The 15184-nt window shown below is 72.7% G+C and carries 17 protein-coding genes and 4 pseudogenes; 13 read left to right on the top strand and 8 right to left on the bottom strand.

Annotated features, from left to right (window positions below; translation table 11 throughout):
* The 3 genes and pseudogenes from DRB89_RS34520 (at position 1) to DRB89_RS45245 (ending at position 1879) form a co-directional block, all read left to right on the top strand.
* Positions 1-498, top strand: a complete 498-nt coding sequence (locus DRB89_RS34520) for a hypothetical protein (protein ID WP_112452204.1) — start codon at positions 1-3, stop codon at positions 496-498.
* A gap of 91 nt (positions 499-589) precedes the next feature.
* Positions 590-1294: pseudogene (locus tag DRB89_RS46435) on the top strand (alpha/beta hydrolase); the annotation flags it as partial.
* A 42-nt stretch (positions 1295-1336) separates the two neighbouring features.
* Positions 1337-1879, top strand: coding sequence for a phosphatase PAP2 family protein (locus DRB89_RS45245; protein ID WP_275435599.1), 543 nt, complete (start codon positions 1337-1339; stop codon positions 1877-1879).
* Between the two features lie 114 nt (positions 1880-1993).
* Here DRB89_RS45245 and DRB89_RS34505 read toward each other — a convergent pair whose 3' ends face one another.
* Positions 1994-3091: a DUF2330 domain-containing protein gene (locus DRB89_RS34505; RefSeq protein WP_112463566.1), complete on the bottom strand. Its 1098-nt coding sequence runs from the start codon at positions 3089-3091 to the stop codon at positions 1994-1996.
* A gap of 135 nt (positions 3092-3226) precedes the next feature.
* On the opposite strand from DRB89_RS34505, the gene DRB89_RS34500 reads away from it, so the two are divergent.
* Both DRB89_RS34500 and DRB89_RS45240 read left to right on the top strand, forming a co-directional pair.
* A complete protein-coding gene (locus DRB89_RS34500) occupies positions 3227-4357 on the top strand; it encodes a TauD/TfdA family dioxygenase (RefSeq protein ID WP_162688847.1) in 1131 nt (376 codons plus the stop codon).
* Positions 4354-4956: a phosphonate degradation HD-domain oxygenase gene (locus DRB89_RS45240; RefSeq protein WP_239516481.1), complete on the top strand. Its 603-nt coding sequence runs from the start codon at positions 4354-4356 to the stop codon at positions 4954-4956. Before DRB89_RS34500 ends, DRB89_RS45240 begins: the two co-directional genes overlap by 4 nt.
* A gap of 40 nt (positions 4957-4996) precedes the next feature.
* Here DRB89_RS45240 and DRB89_RS34490 read toward each other — a convergent pair whose 3' ends face one another.
* Positions 4997-5767, bottom strand: a complete 771-nt coding sequence (locus DRB89_RS34490; protein WP_112463565.1) for a GntR family transcriptional regulator — start codon at positions 5765-5767, stop codon at positions 4997-4999.
* 181 nt (positions 5768-5948) lie between these two features.
* Here DRB89_RS34490 and DRB89_RS34485 point away from each other — a divergent pair, with 181 nt between their 5' ends.
* On the top strand, positions 5949-6323 hold the full coding sequence (locus DRB89_RS34485; RefSeq protein ID WP_162688846.1) for a cupin domain-containing protein: 375 nt from the start codon (positions 5949-5951) through the stop codon (positions 6321-6323).
* Positions 6324-6435: 112 nt separating this feature from the next.
* Positions 6436-6915 (top strand): hypothetical protein, encoded by a 480-nt coding sequence (locus tag DRB89_RS34480; protein WP_162688845.1) that lies wholly within the window; start codon positions 6436-6438, stop codon positions 6913-6915.
* A gap of 34 nt (positions 6916-6949) precedes the next feature.
* On the opposite strand, the gene DRB89_RS34475 is transcribed toward DRB89_RS34480, so the two are convergent.
* The 3 genes from DRB89_RS34475 to DRB89_RS34465 are packed head-to-tail and all read right to left on the bottom strand — an operon-like array spanning position 6950 to position 9566.
* Positions 6950-7615 carry an HAD family phosphatase gene (locus DRB89_RS34475; protein WP_275432046.1) on the bottom strand — a complete coding sequence of 222 codons (666 nt, stop codon included), beginning with the start codon at positions 7613-7615 and terminating at the stop codon, positions 6950-6952.
* Positions 7612-8712: an ABC transporter ATP-binding protein gene (locus DRB89_RS34470; protein WP_204357898.1), complete on the bottom strand. Its 1101-nt coding sequence runs from the start codon at positions 8710-8712 to the stop codon at positions 7612-7614. The genes DRB89_RS34475 and DRB89_RS34470 overlap by 4 nt, the downstream gene beginning before the upstream one ends.
* A gap of 5 nt (positions 8713-8717) precedes the next feature.
* Positions 8718-9566: an ABC transporter permease subunit gene (locus tag DRB89_RS34465; protein ID WP_112463564.1), complete on the bottom strand. Its 849-nt coding sequence runs from the start codon at positions 9564-9566 to the stop codon at positions 8718-8720.
* 203 nt (positions 9567-9769) lie between these two features.
* On the opposite strand from DRB89_RS34465, the gene DRB89_RS34460 reads away from it, so the two are divergent.
* The 3 genes from DRB89_RS34460 (at position 9770) to DRB89_RS34450 (ending at position 11295) form a co-directional block, all read left to right on the top strand.
* A complete protein-coding gene (locus DRB89_RS34460) occupies positions 9770-10069 on the top strand; it encodes a hypothetical protein (RefSeq protein ID WP_112450094.1) in 300 nt (99 codons plus the stop codon).
* A gap of 67 nt (positions 10070-10136) precedes the next feature.
* Entirely contained in the window at positions 10137-10316 is a 180-nt protein-coding gene (locus DRB89_RS34455) for a hypothetical protein (RefSeq protein WP_162688844.1), read from the top strand.
* Between the two features lie 424 nt (positions 10317-10740).
* Positions 10741-11295 (top strand): hypothetical protein, encoded by a 555-nt coding sequence (locus DRB89_RS34450; RefSeq protein WP_112450096.1) that lies wholly within the window; start codon positions 10741-10743, stop codon positions 11293-11295.
* A 125-nt stretch (positions 11296-11420) separates the two neighbouring features.
* Here DRB89_RS34450 and DRB89_RS34445 read toward each other — a convergent pair whose 3' ends face one another.
* On the bottom strand, positions 11421-11588 hold the full coding sequence (locus tag DRB89_RS34445) for a hypothetical protein (protein ID WP_239516480.1): 168 nt from the start codon (positions 11586-11588) through the stop codon (positions 11421-11423).
* 765 nt (positions 11589-12353) lie between these two features.
* Here DRB89_RS34445 and DRB89_RS34440 point away from each other — a divergent pair.
* Together DRB89_RS34440 and DRB89_RS34435 are read left to right on the top strand one after the other, a co-directional pair.
* Entirely contained in the window at positions 12354-12956 is a 603-nt protein-coding gene (locus DRB89_RS34440) for a DUF6529 family protein (RefSeq protein ID WP_239516479.1), read from the top strand.
* Positions 12957-13083: 127 nt separating this feature from the next.
* Positions 13084-13401 (top strand): annotated as a pseudogene (locus DRB89_RS34435) (transposase); the annotation flags it as partial.
* A gap of 511 nt (positions 13402-13912) precedes the next feature.
* On the opposite strand, the pseudogene DRB89_RS45235 reads toward DRB89_RS34435, so the two are convergent.
* Positions 13913-14110 (bottom strand): annotated as a pseudogene (locus DRB89_RS45235) (transposase); the annotation flags it as partial.
* Positions 14111-14405: 295 nt separating this feature from the next.
* Positions 14406-14603: pseudogene (locus DRB89_RS45230) on the bottom strand (hypothetical protein); the annotation flags it as partial.
* 345 nt (positions 14604-14948) lie between these two features.
* Here DRB89_RS45230 and DRB89_RS34425 point away from each other — a divergent pair.
* On the top strand, positions 14949-15131 hold the full coding sequence (locus DRB89_RS34425) for a hypothetical protein (protein ID WP_112450098.1): 183 nt from the start codon (positions 14949-14951) through the stop codon (positions 15129-15131).
* The last annotated feature ends 53 nt before the right edge of the window (positions 15132-15184 follow it).

Genomic DNA, 15184 nt, shown 5'->3' with positions numbered 1-15184 from the left:
ATGGCGAAGCTCTTCCTCTCCCTGCACGTCCTGGCCGCGCTGGTCGCGATCGGCCCGGTCACCGTCGCCGCGAGCATGTTCCCCAAGGCGATGCGTCACGCCCACCGCGCCCCGGGCGACCAGGACGCGCTCACCACCCTGCGGACGCTGCACCGCATCTGCCGGGTCTACGCGGCCGTCGGCAGCGCGGTCCCCGTCTTCGGGTTCGCCACGGCCGGCAGCCTCGGGGTCCTGGGCAGCGGCTGGTTGATCGCCTCGATCCTCCTGACCGCCGCCGCCGCGGCGATCCTGGCCCTGCTGATCCTGCCCGCCCAGGACGCCGCGCTCGCCGGCGCGGAGGCTCCCGGCCCCGGCCCCGGCGCCGGTCACGACCTCGGCTCCGGCCCCGCCTCCCGGTCGATCGCTCGCCTCGCCATGCTCACCGGCGTCTTCAACCTGCTGTGGGCGACGGTCACCGTCCTGATGATCGTCCGCCCCGGCTCCACCACGGGAGGATGACAGGAGATGTACAAGCGTATTGAACAACCGTCATAGACGGTTGTATGATTTCCCCGTCGGCCCGCACCGGTACCAACAAGGGGGAATTCCCGTGACGAACACCGCCCAGCCCACCCGCGCCACCCTGACCATCGACGGCCGCGCCCTGTCCCACCTGGACTTCGGGGGCGCCGGCCGACCCCTCCTCGCCCTGCACGGCCACCTCTCCGAGGGCTCCTCCTTCACCGCCCTCGCCGCCGCCCTCGGCCCCGAGTGGCGGGTGATCGCGCCCGACCAGCGGGGGCACGGCGACTCCGACCGCGCCGGGGAGTACACCCGCGCCGGCTACGTCGGCGACCTGGTCGCCCTCCTCGCCCACCTCGGCGTCGACCGGACCGTCGTCCTGGGCCACTCCCTCGGCGGGATCAACGCCTACCACCTGGCCGCCGAACACCCGGAGCTGGTGGAGGCCCTCATCGACGTCGACGGCCCCGCCGACCTGCCCGACCACGGCGTCAGCCCCCTCGCCTTCGTGCTGAACTTCCCCTACACAAACGCAAATGTGTATAAGAGACACCCCCACTCCCGCAACCCACCGCCCCGAACCGCGAGAGGCGCAGCCATGTCCACGATCCCCGCCACCCCGCCCACCAGACCCGACGTGCCCGCGTCCACGGACGTGTCCACGGACGCAGCCAGGGCCACGGCCACGGCCGAAGCAGACGGCGGCGGCCGGCGCACCGGCATGCTCGCCCTCGGAGCCGCACTGCTCGGGGTCGCCGCCGTACTGGCGCTCGTCGTCCGGCGGGACGTGCTCCGTCCGCCCTTCCAGGGGTTGGACGAGCGCTGGCACGCGTGGATGGGCGGGCCGCACGAGGGGCTCTACTCGGCGGTCGCGACGGTCCTGAACCTGTTCGGCGGCCCGGCGGGATCCGTCGTGCCGCTCGCCCTGCTGGCCTTCCTGCTCATCCGGCGCCGGTGGGTGTCGGCGGGGTTCCTCTTCGGCGTCTACATGGCGGGCAACATGCTCGTGATCCAGGGGCTCAAGCACCTGGTGGACCGGCCGCGCCCGGCCAACCCGCTGGTCCGGGTCGACCACGGCTCCTTCCCCTCCGGGCACGCGGCCGGCGCGGCGCTCCTCGTGGTCATCGTCGGGGCGCTCCTCGTCCCGGCCGCCCGGCGCCGGGCCTGGTGGGTCGGCGGCGCCGTCTTCACGCTGGCGATGATGTGGAGCCGCACCTGGCTGCACGCGCACTGGCTCAGCGACACCGCCGCAGGCGCTGCGGCCGGTGCGGGGGCCGGGCTGCTGGCATGGTGGCTCTGCGCCCCGGCACTGGCCCGGGAGGCACGGCGCGCGCCCGGCCGCCGGCACGCGTCGGAGCGGGTACCCGCCGCCCGGTGACGGCCCCGGCCGCGGGCCCGGGCCCGGGCCCGGCGCGAGCCCGGCCCGGGCTTGACTCCAGGCCCGGCCCGGCCCGGGCCTTGTCCGGGCACGGCACCGGGGCGGCGCTCGCGCTCAGCCGCGCGGGCGCGCCCGCGGCGTCCGGCGGCGCCGGAGCAGCCCCAGCACTCCCAGGGCCGCCGCCACGAGCACGCCGGCGACGGTCAGCATCCAGACCGGGACGCCGGCCGCCGTGCGCAGTTCGTCGCGGTACTCCACCCGCCGGTACGCGGTGTCCGCGGCGGTGGCGCGCAGTTCGTGGTCGGCGTCGATGCGGGACGGGACGGGGAAGCTCTGGTCGATCGCCGTCAGGAACACCGGGGCGGTGCCCGCGAATTCGGCGACCGGGCCCGTCGGGGTGATCCGTCCGGCGAAGGTCACCTCGGGCGCGCTCCCGCCGATCGGGGAGGCGGGCTCCATGCGGTGGTCGGCCAGCACGTACAGGCCGAGGGACTGCGCGCTCTTCGCCAGTCTGGACAGCCGCATCGGGTAGACCAGCCGGTCGCTGTCGAAGCGGATCAGGAGCGGGTCGAGGGTGCCCCGCAGGACCCCGCCCGGCTCGCGGGGGGCGAGGCGGACGGCGACGTACTCCCAGTGCCGGTCCACGTACGGCTCCAGCTCGGTGGAGAGCCCTTCGGGCAGTTCGAAGCCGTTGTCCTCCAGCCAGCCGCGCAGGGCACCGGGGTCGGTGGCGGTCAGCCGGGCGACGTCGAAGTCGCCGAGCCGCTCGCGGCCCACGACGCCGACCCCCGGGTCCGGGCCGCCGGGCGGCGGCGCTCCGGCCAGGTCACCCCGGTCGGAGGTGAAGGGCCAGTCGCCCCGGCGCGGCCAGAAGTAGCCGTGGGTCCGGTACTCGGGCCCGGTCAGGTCCGCCAGCTGCGGGAACAGCCCGCTGTCGCCGAGGCGCACCGTGGCCCGCCCCGGCACCGGCATGATCCACGCGGCCCGCTTGGCGTCTCCGCCGACGGTGAAGCGCATCGCGATCTGCTCGGTCCGGCCGTCCCAGCGCACCACGGACGCCTCGCGGGAGACCCCGATCCGGGAGGCGCCGTCCGGGACCATGGCCCCGCAGCCGCAGGCGTAGGCGGGGCTGATCAGCGAGCCCAGCTGGGTCGCGAGCAGCGCGCACGCCAGTACGCCGGCCCTTCGTCTCTTCCGCGACTTCGTCCACATGTGCTCATGGACGGCTGCGCCCGCGATCCGGTTCCGGTCACCTGTTCGCCATCCGGCGGCCACCCCGGCCTGCCACGATGCGGCTCGTCGAGAGTTGTACATACAACTTTCCCGGACGATGACACAGGAGCCCCCATGTCCGCGACGGCGATCACCCGCCCGCCCGCGCCCTGGCTGCGCGACAACTGCCCCTGCGCGGACTGCCGTGATCCGCGCACCGGCCAGAAGCTCTTCCAGATCACCGAGCTGCCCGGGGGCCTCGCCGTCGGCTCGGTGCGCGAGGTGCCGGCCGCCGGCGCCGGCGGCGGACCGGGGTGGGAGGTGGTGTGGCAGCCGGACGGCCACCGCTCCGTCTACGCGGCCGACTGGCTCGACGCCCACGCCCCGGACGACGCGGGTGAGGGCCGCTCAGGACACCGCCTGACCGGGGACGGCCGGACCGAGGCGGACAAGGAGCTGTGGGCGGCCCGGGACCTGGACGGGCGGATCCCCGAGGCGGGCTGGGACGCCTACACCTCCTCCCGCGAGGTCCGCGAGCGGGTCCTGGACGGCGTGGTCCGGCTCGGCTTCGCCCTGCTGCGGGACGTGCCGTGCCGGGACCGGATGGTGCTCGACGTGGCGCGCACCTTCGGCTTCGTCCGCGAGACGAACTACGGCGAGCTGTTCGAGGTACGCGTGGAGGCCGAGCCCAACAACCTGGCCTTCACCGGCGCGCGGATCACCCCGCACACCGACAACCCGTACCGGGACCCGGTGCCCACGCTGCAACTGCTGCACTGCCTGCGCAACGAGGCCCGGGGCGGGGACTCCGGGCTGGTCGACGGCTTCCACGCCGCAGCGCTGCTGCGCGAGCGGGAGCCGGAGGCCTTCGAGGTGCTGACCCGGGTGCCGGTGGAGTTCGTGTTCGCCGACGCCCGCACCGAACTGCGGGCCCACCGGCCGCTGATCGGCGTCGACCCGCTCGGGAAGGTGCGCGAGATCCGTTTCAACAACCGCTCCATCGCCACCCTGCACCGGCCGGCGGCGGTCCTGGAGGAGTTCTACGCCGCCTACCGGCTCTTCGCCGAGTTGCTGGAACGGCCCGAGCTGCGGCTCGACTTCCGGCTCGCGCCCGGCGACTGCCTGGTATTCGACAACACCCGCCTGCTGCACGCCCGTACCGCCTTCGCCGAATCGGGCGGGCGCCACCTCCAGGGGGCCTACGCCGACATCGACGGGCTGCTCTCCGCCCTCGCCGTCCTGCGCCGTGAAGGAGCCCGCGCGTGAACGCCCCCGAACCCGGACTCGGACTCGGACTCGGAGACAGCATCGGCATCGATGCCGACCCCATCGCCCTGCTGGCCCGCCTCTTCGAGGGCGAGGGCAGCGCCGAGTACTTCGGCGAGGCCGTCACCCAGGCCGGGCACATGCTCCAGGCCGGGGCCCTCGCCGAGGCCGCCGGAGCCCCCGCGCACCTGGTGGCGGCCGCGCTGCTGCACGACGTCGGGCACTTCCACGGGACCGTGACCGGCCGCGATCTGATGGAGGACGGGCTGGACAACCGGCACAGCCACACGGGGGCGGACTGGCTGGCCCGGTGGTTCGGGCCGGAGGTGACCGGGCCGGTCCGGCTCCACGTGGCCGCGAAGCGGTACCTGTGCGCGACCGAGCCCGGCTATGTCGGCCTGCTCTCCGAGGCGTCCGTGCACACCCTGCGCGTGCAGGGCGGCCCGATGACCGGCGAACAGGTACGCGCCTTCGAGGCGCTGCCGGGTGCGGCCGACGCGGTGGCCGTGCGGCGCTGGGACGAGCAGGCCAAGGACCCCGAGCGGGCCACCCCGGACTTCGGCCACTTCCGGCCGCTGCTGGAGGGGCTGCTGCTGTAGCGGCTGCTCCTGCTGTAGGGACTGCTCCTGGGGCCGCCGCTCAGGGGCCGAGGCGGCGGCCCAGCGCGCTCGTGGCCGTCGAGTGCACGGTGAAGGCCACGGTTCCCGGCAGGTAGCGGTCCTGCGACCACTCCACCGGGTTCCCCGCCGGGTCGGTGGAGCGGCGCCGCTCGCGCAGCAGCGCCTCGCCGGCCCGGCAGCCCAGCAGCTCCGCGTCGTCCGCGTCCGCCGCCACCAGGTCGATGGTGTGGTGGGCGTCGGTGAACAGGACGCCGTGCCGGGCGAGTTCCTCGGAGTACGAGACGGTGTCCCGCGGCATGGCCGCGACCAGGGCGCCGACCGCCTCCGGGTAGGTGGTGCGCTCCACCATCACCGGGGCCCCGGACAGGGTGCGCAGCCGAAGGACCCGGCGGACGGGGGCGCCCGCTTCGAGCCGCAGCTGCTCCGCCTCCTCGGCGTCGGCCGCGCCCCGGTCCACGGCGACGGTCCGCCCGCCCGGCTCCCGCCCGAGCGAGCGGGCCCACCGGGTGAAGCTGCGGAGCTCGGCGACGCCCGCCGCCCCGGCCGGGCCGCCGCCGAGGACCACCCGGCGGGTGCCGCGCCTCGAGGTGATCAGGCCGTCGGTGCGCAGTGCGGTGAGCGCCTGGCGGACCGTACCCCTGGACACGCCGTAGCGGTGGGCGAGTTCGTCCTCGGCGGGCCGGCGCGCGCCGGAGCCGTACTCGCCCGCCGTGATGGCGGTCCGCAGGTCCGCGGCGACCTTCAGGTAGAGCGGTGTCCTGCGTGCCGTGTCGCGCGGTGCCTCGTTCACGGCCCCAGCCTGCCACGGCCGGGAGCGGGCCCGGACGGCGGCGGGCGGACCCGTACCGCGCGGGGCGAAGGGCCCGGCGGGTCGGGACGTTTCGCCCCGTATTGAGCCGATGCGCGTCGTCTAAATTCGGAGGTACCGCACGGCCGCACACCGACTCGCAGAGGACATCACCATGTTCGGCATGACCATCGACACCACCCTCGACACCACCGCCGGCCCGGCCCTGCGCCTGGACCCCGAGGGCGGGCCGTTCCGCGAGCTCGCCGCCGTCCGGATCCAGGTGCCGGCCGGCGGCACCATCCCGGCGCACGGGCACGGCGCCTCCGAGCTGCTGCTCACGGGTGTCGCGGGGACGGTGGAGGCCTCGTGCGGCTGCGGCGCCAAGACGGTGGCCCCGGGCACCTTCGCGATGCTGCCGGCCGGCAAGGAGGTCACCCTGGCCAACCACGGCGGCGAGCCGGCCACGGTGCTCGCCGTCTTCTCGCAGAGCGAGTTCACCGACGGGCTGCCGCGCGGTGCGGCGAAGGGCTGCGGCTGCCAGGGGCACGGCGGCTGATCCCGCGGCCACTGACATCCCGCACGGCCGCCGAGCCGTGCGGGGAGGGCCGCCCGTCCCCGCGGGGAGGGCCGCGCTGGACCGGCAGCCCGGCTGATCCCATACTTCTCCCGTGAGAACGACGGAGAAGCAGCCCCGCACCAGTCCACTGGTGCCCGACGCGGTCGCCCGGGAGATTGCCCGGCACGACTGGGAGTCCGTCACGTGCGGGTGCGGACGCCCGGCGGGGCATCTCGCCGACACGCTGTGGGACGCGGCCGAAGGACATCCGGCCGCGTTCCACGCGCTGGAGGGCCATGCCTTCCACACCGGCCGGCTGCGGGCTCCCGCGCCGGCGGTGTGCGGGGTGCTGATGGCCGTGTGCTCCGCCGGCCCGCCCCGGCAGTCGACCCGCGAGGCCCTGCTGTGGACCCTGCTGCGGCTGCTCGGCGCCGAGGACGACGGCTCCTCGCACGAGGCCGGCCTGTACGGCCAGTGCGCCGCCCACATCCGCGCGGGCCTTCCGTCCCTGCGCGCGTCGGCGGGCGCCCCGGGCTCCGTGTCCGCGGCGTACGTGGAGGGCATCCTGCGCCTCCTCGACCTGTCGGACTGAACCGAGCCCGGGACGGGCCGGGAATCCGGCGTGCTCAGACGTCCAGGGGCGCTGCCAGGCAGGCCCTCAGGGTGGCCGGCGTGACCGATTCCAGGGAGTGCGCGAAGGTGCGTACCGGGGAGGCGGGGACCGGGAGCAGGGAGGGGACCACCAGGAGTCCGCAGCCGGCCGCCTCCGCCGAGGCCGCCCCGTCCGGGGAGTCCTCGACCGCCACGCAGGCCCGCGGCGGCGCGCCGAGCCGAGCGGCGGCGGTCCGGTAGGGCTCCGGGTGCGGCTTCGTCCGGGCCGTGTCGTCGGCCGACAACGTGAAGGCGAAGGGCACGTGCGCGAGCGAGCCCCCGACGACCGAGTCGACGACCACCCGCGGTGAGGCGCTGACCAGCGCGAACGGCACGCCTTCCCGTTCGAGGGCCGTCAACAGGGCCTGCGCCCCGGGCCGCATCGGCGCGCCCGCCTCGACCCGGCGGAAGAAGCTCCCGGTCAGGGCGCGGGCCACCGCGGCCGGGTCGCCGGCGCGGGCCACCCGGACGAGGTGCGCCGCGGTGTCCTCCACCGCTCGGCCGACCACCTCGGGCGCGTCCGTGTCCGTCAGCGCGTGGCCGAGGCCCGCCGCGATCTCCTCGGTGGTCAGCCACCACAGCGTCTCGGTGTCCACGAGGGTGCCGTCCATGTCGAAGAGGACGGCGGCGAGGTCGTTCACGAGGCGGTCCGCGCGACGACCAGGACGGGCCGCTCGGCCAGGCCCACGGCCGCCCGGGCGCCCGGAACCAGGGCTCCGGCGTCGCGCGAGGGCAGGTCGGCCTTGACGCGCGTGCCGTCCGCCAGATCCAGGTGGAGGCGGGTCACCGAGCCGAAGAAGGAGGCCGAGGCGACGGTGGCCGTGCCCGCCTCGTCGGCCGCCACCGTGATGTTCTCGGGGCGTACGAGGACCTCGACGTCCGGGGAGGAGGGCACGGGGCCGTCCACCGGCAGCCGGGAGCCGGCCGCTTCGACCAGCCCGGAGCCGGTCAGCCGGCCGGGGAGCCGGTTCATGGTGCCGACGAACTCGGCGACGAAGGGCGTGGCGGGCCGCTCGTAGAGCTCGGCGGGCGCGGCGCACTGTTCGAGGCGGCCCGCGTTGAGCACGGCGACCCGGTCGGCCATGGACAGGGCCTCCTCCTGGTCGTGCGTGACGAACACGGTGGTGATGCCCAGCGAGAGCTGCAGCCTGCGGATCTCCTCGCGCAGGTTGGCCCGTACCTTCGCGTCCAGCGCGGAGAGCGGCTCGTCGAGCAGCAGGACCCGGGGGCGCAGGGCCAGGGCGCGGGCGAGCGCGACGCGCTGCTGCTGGCCGCCGGACATCTGGTGCGGGTAGCGGTCGCCGTGGTCGGGCAGGCCGACCAGGTCGAGGAGTTCGGCGGCGCGCTCGCGGCGCTGCGCGGCGCCGACCTTGCGGACCCGCAGTCCGAAGGCGACGTTGTCGCGGGCGCTGAGGTTCGGGAAGAGGCTGTACGACTGGAACACCATCCCGGCGTCGCGGCGGTTGGCCGGGACGCGCGTGATGTCCTCGCCGTCGAGGAGGACTTCGCCGGAGTCGGGCTGCTCGAATCCGGCGACGACGCGCAGCGCGGTGGTCTTGCCGCAGCCCGACGGGCCGAGCAGGGCGACGAGTTCGCCGGGCTCGATGGTGAGGTCGAGTCCGTCGAGGGCGACGGTGGAGCCGAACGCCCGGCGCAGTCCGCGGAATTCGACGCGCGCGCCGGCGGGGGCGGCTTCGCCGTCCGCGGGCTTCCTGGCCTCGGGAAGGGTGAGGGACATGCGGGTCAGGACTCCTTGCCGGAGGTGCGGGAGGTACGGGAGGTACGGGAGACGGCCGGTCCGGGGGACACGGTGGCGGGGGTGGTGCCGGCCCGGGAGAGGAGGAGCAGCAGCAGCCAGGTGATGAGGAGGCTGAGGACGGACACGGCCACCGACATGCGGGCGTGCGCTCCGGAGATCGAGACGATCCACACGGCGAAGGGCTGGAAGCCGAGCAGCGAGGCGATGGTGAACTCGCCGAGGACCAGCGCCAGCGTGAGGAAGGCGGCTCCGGCCAGGGCGGCCCGCAGGTTCGGCAGGATCACGCGCAGGACGACGTACGGCCAGCTCGCGCCACAGCTGCGGGCGGCTTCGACGAGGGTCGGGACGTCGACGGCGCGCAGGCCCGCGTCGAGGGAGCGGTAGACGAAGGGCAGCGCGAGCACCGTGTAGGCGAGGACCAGGACGACGGGGAAGTCCGGGTTCTGGACGGCCAGGAAGGTCTGGTAGAGCGGGGTCCTGGACAGGTGGTCCGGGCCCCAGCGCAGCACGGTGGTGATGCCGGTGACCAGGGCGATCGGCGGCACCACCAGCGGCAGCATGCACATCACCTCGACGACGGGGCGCAGGCGCGGCGAGCCCACGCGCACGGCGACCAGCGCGGGCACGGCGAGGAGCAGCGACAGGGCGATGGTCGCGGCGGCGAGGCCCAGTGAGAGCAGCAGGCTCTCGGTGAAGCCTTCGGCGGAGAGCAGTTGGGTGTAGGCCTCGAAGCTGATGCCCTGGCCGGGGACGTGCACGGTGAAGACGAAGGAGGCCAGGAGCGGGAGGAGGAAGTACGCGCCCGCGAGCAGGAGGACGGCTCCGCGCCACACCCGGGGGCGGGGTCGGGAGCGCCGTCAGCGGTGAGAAGGTAGGGCTCGCTGAAGAGGTTGGCGCCGGTGATGATCGCGGGGATGGCGACCAGGGCCGAAGCCGTCGTCGCCGCCCAGCGGCAGCAGGCTGCACGGGCCAAGGCGCGCGAGGCGTACGCGGTGACGGCGGCGGCTCCCGCACCCGGACGGCGGGGGATCCGGGCGTGCGCGGGGACCGGGTACGGGCGGTGTGGTGGGCGCTGTCGGGCCGGGTCCGGATCGCTGCCCGGGGCCTGCTGCTGGCCGGAGTGTTGCCCGCGGCCGCCTGGCGTCTGGTGCAGGCCGGCTTCACCCTGACGGTGCTGGGCGGCACGGCCGCCGTGGCCATCTTGTACCGGGGCGCCGTGTACCGGCCGCAGCTCGCCCCCTCCGGCCGGGCCGCTGGTGGCGCCCTCGGCGGAAGTCCAGCGGCACGCCGCCCGCGAGGCGGCCACCGGGCCCGGCGCCTGACCGGAGAGAGCTGAGGGAGGGACGCGGTTGGTGATGACGGGCAGGCAGCGCCGAGCCGGTGGCGGTGCGTTGGCGGGGACGGTGCTGGCTGCGGCAGGCTGGTGGGCGCAGTGGTCCGGGTACGAGGTCGTGGTCCTGGCCTTGACTGTGCTGGCCGGGGCCGTGGTGCTGGGCAGCAGTGTGTGGCGCTCGGGCGCCCTGCACCTTCCGCAAGCCGCGGCGGACCTGGGCAAGCCCCCGTCACGGCTTGCCCAGGGCTGAACTCCGGGAAGGACCCGTGCATGTGAAGACGGGCAACCCCTTGACCTCCTATGAATCGTTGGCGGTCAAGGGGCTACCCGCCAACCATGACCGTGTGCCGGGTTCCGCCGGGTCCTGCGCGCTGGTGATCAGCTCGACCATGTTGCGGCCGCCTGGGGCTCCCCGCGCCGTCTATCCAGCCTCGCGTGCGCCTTTAGGCCATTACGCCGTGTTCGATTTTGTAAAGACGGTGGGGGCTTCAGGCTTGGCGGGGCGAAGCATCACGTGTGTCCACGGGACGCCCACATCATCATCTTTGGGGGAGCCATGGCATCGGTCCAGGAATGGAAATTGGACTCTGGAACCGCGCGGGTATTTCCCGCGAGGGAGAACGGCATCACCAAGCCGCTCGTTGGCTCACGAGGGAGGAACGGGCGCTACGGACTTGGCCGCATTCGAAGCCAGCCTCGACGCCGACCCCTACTCGTTCCTCCTTGCCGCGCGAGCGTATCGGTATGACCTGATCCTGGTCGGCTACAACGCCGGCACCAGCCTCGCCGGCCAGGCGAACACGGTCACCTACGCCATTCGCAAGGTGATCGCCGAGCACATCGGTGGCGACAACACGATGACCGTGGGCGGCATCGGCCGAGGCGCACTGGTGGCCCGATACGCCCTCGCAAGTTTCGAGGCCCGTAACGAGAATCACCAGGTCGAGCGCTACTTCTCCTACAACGGAACGGTGCCCTCTCAGGAGGAGGGCGAAGAGCTGAAGAGGCTGCGCGACTGGCCGATCAGGCCTCTCAAGATCGGGCTGGTCAGCGCCGACTTCACAAGCGAAATGGTCGTCGACCCGCCCGAGTACAGCCCCTTCGACGAAGGCAAGAAGGGTGCCGCCAACCCGGGGGGCCAGCTGATCACCAGCGAGCTCGGATCCTGGCTGCTGAACGCCTGGACCGCAAGAACTAGACCTCACCGGCAAGCACCGGCACCAGCCTGAGCGCCCTGCACAGCCAAAGCGGCCGTGCAGGGCGCTCAGTCACACCCGCGTGCAGTCACAGGTCGTGCACGCGCAGGTTGGTTGAGCACTGCGCAGTTTCACTGGTTCCCAGGATGCGGCGGCGGCTACGAGGTGGGGTTGATGGCGAGCCAGGCGGTGGGGATGAGCTCTTCGCCGCCGCACCCGTTGTAGCGGATGGAGTTCTGGTACCAGGGATGGGGCAGGTCGGCGTGGTCGCTGACGATGATCTGGAAGCCGGGGGAGAGTTCGGTGACGACATCAACCCAGTCCACCCCCGCTACGCTGGGGGCGCCTGCATCCAGAGACTGTTGTCGCTGGTCAGTGAAACTGAGCAGTCGTTATGCTGCTGACCTTGGGTTGTGCAGTTTGGGTGAGCGGTTTCGCGATGGGGCGGCTCACTGAATCTGCGCAGAGACTGGGCCTCGTTAGTCGTCTGACCTGCAGTGTTCGTCATCCCGTGTGCGGTTGCGCAGGTTGGTTGAGCATTGTGCAGTTTCGCTTATCCCCGACAACGGCGGCGCCCAGGGCTTCGGTGTAGTCGTGTGACGTCCGGTTCGTGACGGTCTGTCGGATAGGCGGCCCTGGGAACGTGACAGGCACGGCTTCCAAGATCATGGAGTTCTCGACGCCCCGTGATCCGAGTGGAAGACCCTGCCTGCCGACGCAACATCGCCGATCCCGCCTGCTCTTGACCAACTCCGCCAGCAGTCCGAGTCCCGGCCCGAGGAGATCCCGAGCCTACTGGAATGGCTCGCGGGGTGCTGGACCCGCGTGATCCATGCGGGGTCCGCAGGCGGTGCACTCGAAGGTCGTTTGGCTCTCGCGTGACTTCGGGCCCAGATGCCCCTACAGGGCCCACCCCTGATGCCTGGCGGGACAGATGGCGTTCGTCGAGATCGACGCCGCCCACGCCGCGTGCTTCGGCCGCGCCAACGAGTAGTCGAGGTCGCTACGGCCGCGTCGGCCGCCATCTGCCGCACCAGGCGAGTAGAAGGGATGGCAAACCGCCAACCTCAGCGTTCCGAGACGAGGACACCATGTCGCACGCCCGGCCCGCTCTGCGCCGCCCGGAAGCCAGGCTCGCTCTCGCACTGGCGTTCGCGGCTGCCGCCGCGGTCTTCGTCGCCGTCTTCCTGTTCGGCCGGGCGAACACTCCGGACTACACCGCGACACTGTTCGGCCAGGCGGACGCCGATGCCGTGCGTCTCAAGGCACAGCTCGCCACCGGCGTCCTGGGGCTGGCCGCTCTCCAGCTGCTGCTGGCGCTGTGGATGTACCGTCGGCTGCCCGGGGTGCGCCGGGTGCCGGGCCCGGTGCCGATCACCCACCGGATCGTCGGTGTGGTCCTGTTCGCCCTCACCGTCCCGATCGCGGTGCACTGCGTTCAGGCGTATGGCGTGCAGCTGACCGGCTCGCGTGTCGCAGTGCACTCGATCGCGGGCTGCTTCTTCTACGGGGCGTTCGCCGCCAAGGTCCTGCTGGTGCAGAGCCGTCGCCTGCCGGGCTGGGCCCTGCCACTGGCCGGGGGCGCGCTGGTGGTCGTCGTGGTGGTCCTCTGGTACACGAGTGCGCTGTGGCACTTCAACGGAGACAGCGTGCCGGTGCTGTCGCTCGGACACCACCACCTGCCACCGGGGTAGATGTGACGATCGGACGAGCGCCGTAGAGCAGGGCCTATCGGATGACGCTCCTCGGCAGCGGCCCCTCGGCGCGGTATAGACCGCGCGCAGCCGGTCGTGTACGTCGTGGCGGCCGAGGGCGAAGAGAGCGAAGGGGCTGCCGCTCTCGCTGGGGATTTCCGGTGCGAACATGCACGACAGCCTCGGTCTTGAACCGCTCGTGCGGGGCATCCCGCCGATCCGGTCTCGACGAGGACCTCGTCGACGGCGCCCCGGCAAGCTCCACGGAGGCAAGGGCTACGACTACAACCACCTGCGTCGATGGCTCCGCAAACGCGGCATCCGCCACCGCACCGCCCGCAAGGGCATCGACTCCTCACAACGGCTCGGCCGCCACCGCTGGGTTGTCGAACGGACCGTGTCCTGGCTCGCCGGCTGCCGTCGGCTCCACCGCCGCTACGAACGCAAGGGCTCGGCGGTCCGGGCGCCGGAGTTCCGGGTGCGGGGCGGAAGGCCGCGAGGTAGTCGCGGACGGAGGCGTATCCGTCGGGGTAGCCGCGTCCGGCGATCTCGCGATGTAGGGCCGGGGCGTTCGTGCACCCCTCTGCCCAGCGCCGTTGCAGGTATGGCTTGTAGGGATCAAGTTTGCTCGGACGCGGAGGCATGCCGACGAACGTCTCCTGCCAGCGGGCGGCGTGCGCGTATCGCATCACCGTTTTCCGGCCCCAGGCGAGGTGCCGGGCGATCGCCCGGAGACCGTGCCCCTGAGCCATCAGTTCGTGGACCTGGGCGTGGGCGGCCCGTTTGCGTTCTGCTCGCGGCCCTGTGGGATCCGGCCCAGCCGTCGGCTCCGTGTCGTCCGCCGGCGTCGACGGCGCCGGGACCGGTGCCTGGAGGCAGGAGCGGTGTGCTCCGACGGTCTTCTCCACCGCCCGGCCGAGTCCCTGCCAGAGATGGAAGCGGTCGGTAACATGGACCGCATCCGGGGCGCCGAGCCGTGAGCCTTCCGCGTAGGCCCCGGCCCGGTCCCGGCAGATCACTTCCACACCCGGATGCGCGGCCAGCCAGGCGGCCAGAGGACCTGCCTCGCGGCCCGGCAGCACGTCGATGACCTGGTGCGTCTCGCCATTGGTGATCACAGTGGCGTACGTGGCCCCACGCCGGGTGGAAATCATCGACGCCGAGGACCCGTGGCACCTCGGCCTCGGGGTCAGGTAGAGCCAGCACCCGCCGAAGGAACGTCATGCGGCCCGCCGCGATGCCGAAGGAGTTCGCGAGCCGGGATCCGGCCCGGCCGGCGAGGGCGAGCCCGATCACCTCCAACCAGGTGCCCAGTCGCCGCGTGCAGCGTGCGTACGGAGTGGTCAGCTGAGTAAAGCGCTCGGCGAAGGTCCGACGCTCACAACGAGCGTTGTCACAGATGAAACGGCGTACCAGCAGCGTGATCACCACGGGCTGACCACCCATCGGAAGGTCCTGCACCCGCCGGTGATAACGGTCGTGGACACGCTCGCCACACCGCCCGCAGTCCGGGCAATCCTCACTCGCCGCCCGGCCCCACCCCGTGATGAACACCAGCCCCAGTGACGACCGGACAGCTCTGATGACGAGTCCGCCGTCCAGGCCGGCGAACGCGAGCGAGGGCCAGCAGGAATCTCCGAGGTCCATGCCCGACCATCCGCGCGCACGCCTCTGCCCGTCACGACCCGAACCCTTAGCTGATGGAGCGTCACCCTGCGGCCGCCAGGCGCGTCACAGCGACCGGGCACACCGGCGCACTACGCCCCACTCGAACACGGCCATCACTCTCCGCGACGACTCCCCAAGATCTGTGCCGGACCCCAGTTGTCACTGACGCAGCCAAGTGAGACGCCCAGGTCGCGTACTGACGTGAAAGCGAGAGATCGCATTCAGGTCCGAGCCGCTGACCCCGCTGGGATACACCCGAGTCCACAAGTACGACCTCGTGGACTGGATGCGCCCGGCACCCGGCAAGAACCCGGGAGCCGCCGCGTGACCACGCCTGGTGGGCCGATCGTGTCCCTGCGATCCACCCTCATCCTTTTCGGCGGCGTGATCGTCGCGGCTGCGGCCGGCATCTGGACCTGGCGCTTCGATCCGGCTGTCGCGGCTGGTACTGCAGTGGTTTCCTTCGCTGGAACCGTCATTTTCCTCAGCAGCATCAGCGAGTCCTGAGGCGGCTCGACCCTACAGATCGGCCCTGCCGAGCCTCCGGATCAATGAGGCTC

The organism is Streptomyces sp. ICC4 (assembly GCF_003287915.1).
Lineage (GTDB): Bacteria > Actinomycetota > Actinomycetes > Streptomycetales > Streptomycetaceae > Streptomyces > Streptomyces tritrimontium.
Note: the sequence above shows the minus strand (reverse complement) of the source record. Positions and strands in the feature narration are given on the sequence as shown.